We start from the raw sequence: 5,237 nt of genomic DNA on the forward strand, positions 1-5,237 counted from the left end.
CATTATACTTAACATGGAAACAAAAGGAGCTAAACCCTTTCCATAATTTCCTATCTATCGTCTCTCACACCGCTTAGCTGAATGGATACGAATTACACCCCAGGGTTAATTTGATGTCCAAAACTAGTTTACACAAATCCCATAGCGTGCCGGATGAAGCGTTTTTTAAGGAATTTTGAATTTTCAACAGCCATTAAGCCAAAATTTCTTAGCGTTTTAGCGCAGAATATTCTGTTGGAAAATACCCTATTTAATCCATCGGTTGCAAGCGCCATCGTAAAATTATCAAAGCATCTATCACGTGAAATTTTCTTTAATAAGTAACTACTACCAACATCAACACCAGATACTTTTGCAGCAGTTATTTGCCTTATAACGCTCTCTACATCTCTAATGCCAAGATTAAGCCCTTGACCTGCAACTGGATGGATTGAATGTGCTGCATCACCAATAAGCAAAACTCTGCTTTTATACAGCTTTTTTGCAGAAGCAAAACTCAAAGGATAAGATTTTCTTTCACCATCTAGTTTAACCTCTCCTAAATAAGAACCGAACCTTTTCTTAAGTTCTATGATGAATTCTTCCTCAGATAGACTCATTAGCATTTTTGAAATTTCAGATTTTTCTGTCCAAACTATTGAAGAAGTATGGCCACTTTTCATCGGCAGAATTGCAAACGGACCGCCAGGAAAAAACTGCTCCACAGCTAAGTTTTGGTGGTGCAGCTTGTGCTTTACATTAAATACTATGCTACTTTGTTTATAATCAAATTTTATTATTGACATAGAAAATAACCTTGGTAGTTTGGAGTTTTTGCCTTCAGCACAGATAAGTAGCGATGATATTAATTTCCGGTTATTGTCAAGGGTAACTTCCACGCATCCTGCATCACAAGTAATTGTTCTATAAGAGTGCAGAGAATATATATTTAGTTTATTCAAAAAATTGTTATTGATCGCGTTCCATATAACAGCGTTGTTGATAACATAACCCATCGGTTCTTCACTAACCATCTTATGGTTATAATGCACAGTGATTGGGCTATTTTCATCTAATATACATATATCAAGTATTGGCTCAGCCTCGCTTTCTATAAATTGCCAAATCCCTAACTTTTCCAGTATTTTCCTTGAGCCTTGGGAAATAGCAAATGCTCGATTATCGTCAATTATACGCGGCAAACTGTTTTTTTCAATCACGGCTACGGATACAGAGTTATTACTCAGGCCAATAGCAGTAATAAGGCCAAGTAACCCACCACCTGAAATGATTACATCGTAACTCATTTTATTTATATCAATCCTAAAATTATATTTTATCTATTTTGAAAATAGTTTAAACAAACCTTATAGAATTCTATATGAAAGACCTAATATCTTTAGCAAAGTCTTCGTAAATTCCTGCTAAATCTTCACTTAGCATTAAAGGGTTCCCACAATCTGAAGCGTAACATATCTTTGGATCTAGAGGAATTCTGCCTAAGAGTTTGATTCCCAGTTCCTCGGACATTACTTTTGTACCATCTTTCCCAAATATATATATCTTTGAGTTGTCTTGAATAAAATAGCTCATGTTTTCTACAATGCCGACGATCGGTACACTGAGCTTTGTAAACATATTATAAATTTTGCGTGCATCAACCAAGGCAAGTTCCTGTGGAGTTGAAACTATTATTCCTCCAGTTAAGTTAAAATTTTCCATCAAACTTAGGTGTACATCACCAGTTCCAGGTGGCGTATCAACTACCAAATATTCTATATCTGACCATCTCGTTCCCATTAGCAAATTGTAAAGCGCCTTCGTGATCATAGGCCCACGCCATATTGCTGCACAGTCCTTATCGATAAAATAGCCAATTGAAATAGTATGCAGTCCATACTTCTCTATGGGCATTATCCTACCACCTTGTATCTTTGGCTTTAATTTTTCAGCGTCAAGCATTTTGGGAATTGAAGGACCATATATATCTGCATCAACCAGTGCAACCTTATGTTTTAATTTTGCCAACGAGAAAGCAAGGTTTAGTGCAACCGTGGACTTGCCAACACCTCCTTTACCGGAAGCAACGACAATTATATTTTTCACTCCTTCAATATGCAGTTTAGCTCTTTGTTGCCCAGCTTGTTTTCGTCCAGCGGCAACCACGGTCACTTGTCCTACTCCTGGTATAGCTTTAACAGCTTTCTCACAATTTTTTCTTAATTCCTCATTTGCTTGTGTGTCACCAGAAATCTCAAGCACAAAGCCAATATCTTTACCTTTAATAACAATTGAGGATATTATGCCAAGAGCGATCACATCCTTACCACTTTTTCGCTCTATGACTTCTTTCAAGTTCTCTTTTACAACTTCTTCATTGATCATATAAGTCCTTTAGACAATTCCTTCCTGAAGTTGTTTAATCTGAACCTGAGAAAAGCCAGTCATTTGAGAGATAATATTAATAGAAATACCAGTTTTAAGTAGGTTTTTGCCATCTTCATTGCCCAATTTTGATACCTTACCCTTTAGCAAGATCAAGTTTGTATTCAAGGATGGCTGCTCTTTTTGCAAATCCATTACTCTTTCTTCATAGGCTACTAGATCTTTTTCATTCCAGCGAAACTTGTCCAATTCATCAAATGTTAGTTTTAGCATTAGGAATTTTTCTACTATATCCCTTAGGTCTTCATCAGTAGTGTCCTCTGCATACTTAAAAAAGAAGTACCATCTCTCTATTGTACTCTCTAGCTGTTCTACCTTGCTTTTTGTAAACTTCGGCAACTCAATAAAGACAAATTGAAAATCTTTTAAGTAATATCCATTGGTTTTTATATCTCGTATACTATGGGCAGAAATATACTCAACCTTCTCAGGAAATAGCGCACTATTGGAAATAGCAATAAAGAAGACTTTCTTTAAATCTATGTAATTGTTTGATTGTCTTGAGTAAGCTTTAGCAGCATGTAGTTGTGCACGTTTCTCGAAGCCTTTAGTTTTAGCAACTTGCATTTTGACAATTACTTGCACCCCATTTTCATCTCTACAGAGTACATCAACAATATTTTGCTTTTTAGAGGCAATCTCAACGTCCATTATGGTGCTTAAAAACTCTATGTCCTTATTTTTTTCAGTACCAAAGATACACCAAAAGGCTACATCATTTTTTGGATCTAGAAATTTAGAAAAAGCCATAATTAAGTACAATTAGGAAATGTTAATAATTATACACTACTATTAGCAATTTTTCAACTTTTATCTACTCTTTATTCTTTGCCCTTTCTGCACGCCTACGTTCATTTGGATCAAGAAACTTCTTGCGTAGGCGTATAGATTTTGGAGTGACTTCTACCAATTCATCATCATCTATATACGCTATCATATCTTCTAGAGTCATTGTTTTTGGTGGGGTAAGTTTTATAGCTTCATCACTACCTGCAGCTCTCACATTTGTTAATTGCTTACCTTTTAGTACATTTATCTCCAAATCATTGCCACGACTATGCTGACCAACAACCATGCCACAATATACCCTGTCTTGTGGTTTAATAAACATGATTCCTCTGTCTTGCAAGTTGAAAATTGCATACGCCACGGCCTCACCTTTATCCGTAGAAATTAAAACTCCATTACGCCTTCTAGAAATTGGACCCTTATATGGAGCATAACTGTGAAACAGACGGTTGATTATACCAGTACCGCGAGAATCAGTTAAAAACTCTCCTTGATAACCAATCAACCCCCTTGATGGTACTAAAAATATTAACCTTGTTCTGCCACTACCAGAAGGCCTCATGTCAGTTACTTCACCTTTTCGGAAGCTAAGTTTTTTCATGATGATTCCACTATATTCATCATCTACATCAATTACTACTTCCTCTATAGGTTCAAGCTTTTTACCGCCTTCTTCTTTAAATAATACTCGAGGACGCGAAACTGAGAGTTCAAAACCTTCTCTTCTCATATTTTCGATCAACACTCCAAGCTGCAGCTCACCACGTCCACCTACTTCGAATGCTTCATCATTCGGTGTTGAAGTCACGGTAATCGCAACGTTTATTTCCGCCTCCGCATATAAACGATCCTTTATAACAGCGGAAGTAAGTTTTGTTCCTTCTTGTCCAGCAAAAGGTGAATCATTGACGCTGAGGGTAATTGCCATCGTCGGTGGATCAACCGGAATTGAGCTTATTGCAGTTGTAACTTCTGGCGCTACTATAGTGGCTGAAACTGAAGCTTTTTCAAGTCCTGCAATTGCAATTATATCACCCGCTACAGCTTGCTCTACTGGAATGCGTTTCAAGCCAGAAAATGAAAGTAACTTAGTTAATCTTCCTCGTTTGATTACTTTACCATCAAGATCAAGTACCTTAAGATCTGAATTAACTTTTGCAATTCCTTGATAAATTTTTCCTGTCAATATTCTGCCAAGAAATTTATCAGATTCAAGCAGAGTAACTAGCATAGCAAAAGGTGCATTTTGATCATAATTGGCAGGTTTTATGTAATCTATAACCGTTGAAAATAACGGACTTAAATCTTTTCTTTTATCAGAAAGCTCTTTAATACACCAGCCGTTTCTACCAGAAGCATACAATACCGGAAAATCTAGCTGCTCGTTAGTTGCATCAAGATTAAAAAATAGTTCATATATCTCGTTTAGCACTTCATCAATCCTGCTATCTGGCCGATCAACCTTATTGATTATCACAATTGGCTTCAAATCTGCTTTTAGTGCTTTTGACAATACAAACTTAGTTTGTGGCATGGGGCCTTCTGCAGCGTCAACCAGCAGCAGCACGCCGTCTACCATGCATAATACCCTTTCTACTTCTCCACCAAAATCTGCGTGCCCTGGTGTATCAATGATGTTGATTTTTTCGTCACCCCACATTATCGATGTGCATTTTGCAAGTATTGTAATTCCACGTTCGCGCTCTTGATTACCACTATCCATCACCCGCTCTTGAACTTCTTGATTCTCACGAAACGTGCCACTTTGTTTTAACATGTTATCAAGTAAAGTAGTTTTCCCGTGGTCAACGTGCGCAATTATTGCAATATTACGGATTGATTTAAATTCATTCATTTTCTATCATTCCAAAATTAATTTAGCAATAAGTATACATGTAACATACTTGGAGTAAATAGAACTCTTGCATTTGGCAGCACGTTGAAAAACCCACTTTACAGACCTTAAGAACTCCTTATATGGGGATGTTTTAGGCCTAAAATTTATCTTTAATCTTTATTTAAGC

At 36.7% G+C, this 5,237-nt stretch carries 4 protein-coding genes; all 4 read right to left on the reverse strand.

Features of this window, described 5'->3' with window-relative positions:
- Positions 1–128: 128 nt before the first annotated feature.
- The 4 genes from ubiH to typA all read right to left on the reverse strand — a co-directional run bounded on the left by ubiH (position 129) and on the right by typA (position 5,068).
- Entirely contained in the window at positions 129–1,286 is a 1,158-nt protein-coding gene (ubiH, locus tag CCY16_RS01065) for a 2-octaprenyl-6-methoxyphenyl hydroxylase (protein ID WP_088414288.1), read from the reverse strand.
- Between the two features lie 70 nt (positions 1,287–1,356).
- Complete coding sequence (locus tag CCY16_RS01070; protein WP_088414290.1) at positions 1,357–2,364, reverse strand: Mrp/NBP35 family ATP-binding protein; 1,008 nt, start codon at positions 2,362–2,364, stop codon at positions 1,357–1,359.
- Positions 2,365–2,373: 9 nt separating this feature from the next.
- The gene (locus CCY16_RS01075; protein WP_088414292.1) at positions 2,374–3,174 is read right to left on the reverse strand and encodes an Rpn family recombination-promoting nuclease/putative transposase; all 801 of its coding nucleotides are present in this window, start codon (positions 3,172–3,174) and stop codon (positions 2,374–2,376) included.
- 64 nt (positions 3,175–3,238) lie between these two features.
- Positions 3,239–5,068, reverse strand: coding sequence for a translational GTPase TypA (gene typA / locus CCY16_RS01080; RefSeq protein ID WP_088414294.1), 1,830 nt, complete (start codon positions 5,066–5,068; stop codon positions 3,239–3,241).
- Positions 5,069–5,237: the final 169 nt, after the last annotated feature.

Source organism: Wolbachia endosymbiont of Wuchereria bancrofti, assembly GCF_002204235.2.
GTDB lineage: Bacteria > Pseudomonadota > Alphaproteobacteria > Rickettsiales > Anaplasmataceae > Wolbachia.